Annotated in this window: 1 protein-coding gene; it reads left to right on the top strand. The window is 46.6% G+C overall.

The window, feature by feature from the left end; all coding sequences use genetic code 11:
- On the top strand, positions 1–1,065 hold a 1,065-nt coding region (locus tag AAC147_RS10235; RefSeq protein ID WP_047686529.1), incomplete at both ends, for a condensation domain-containing protein.

The raw sequence follows: 1,065 nt of genomic DNA, 5'->3' as shown, positions 1-1,065 counted from the left end.
CCTGTCTGGGTAAACAGAGATGGCTATGTTGCACCACGTAATGAATTAGAGGCTCAACTTTGTCAGCTTTGGCAGGATGTGTTAGGGGTAGCACAGATCGGTATTGAAGATAACTTCTTCCGTATCGGGGGTAATTCCCTGACTGCGGTTAAGCTGACCGCCACTATTCGCCGGACGTTGGCAATGGATGTTTCTCTGGCACAGGTGTTTGCATTGAAAACAGTTGCCGGACTGGCAGCCCAGATAGGGCAGCAAGCATCTATTGTCATTCCGCATATTGAGCTTGCCCGTTATCCCTTGTCCTTTGCTCAGGAGCGGATGCTGTTTATTGAGCAGTTTGAACAGGGCACTTATGCTTACCATATTCCTTATCTGATGCTGTTGGATGAAGGTGTTAGCTTATCTGTATTGGAAAGTGCAATCAATCAGGTGGCTGAGCGTCATTCCGTTCTGAAAATGGTCTACCGCAATAGCGGTGATCACATTTATCAACAACTGCATTCTTATCAACAACCCCATTCTTTTCAAAAAATAATTGAAGAGCCGTTGGTTTTCAAAACGCAGCTTCTTGAGAGTGTTGAAATACTTTGGCAAATATTGCGTGCTGAATTAGCGACACCATTCCATTTGACAACAGAGCCTGGTTTGCGCCTGCGTCATTATCAAGTCGGTCACAGCCACTATGTTTTGTTCATGTGGCATCACATCGCCATTGATGGCTGGTCAATTGATATCTTTATGCATGAACTGGCGGAGGCTTACCATGCCCTGCGCGAAAAGCGTGACAGCTGTCTGCCTGAGCTGGACATCACTTATGGTGATTACGCCCATTGGCAGCGAGAATATTTGCAGGGAGAAGTAGGAGAACGTCAACGGGCATACTGGCAGCAGGCATTGGCGGAGTATGAGCCGTTACTTTTGCCGACCGATCATCCCCGCCCGGCACTGGTCAATTATCGAGGGCAGGATTTCAATTTTGTGTTGGGAAATGAACTTACTGATCAGTTGAAAACATTGGCAAAACAGCAGGAAACTACCTTGTTTACTGTTTTACTGAGCGGTTTT

The sequence above is a fragment of the Xenorhabdus sp. NBAII XenSa04 genome, from assembly GCF_963866145.1.
Taxonomy (GTDB): domain Bacteria; phylum Pseudomonadota; class Gammaproteobacteria; order Enterobacterales; family Enterobacteriaceae; genus Xenorhabdus; species Xenorhabdus indica.
The sequence above is the reverse complement of the archived record's forward strand: the minus strand, read 5'-3'. Positions and strand labels throughout refer to the sequence as shown.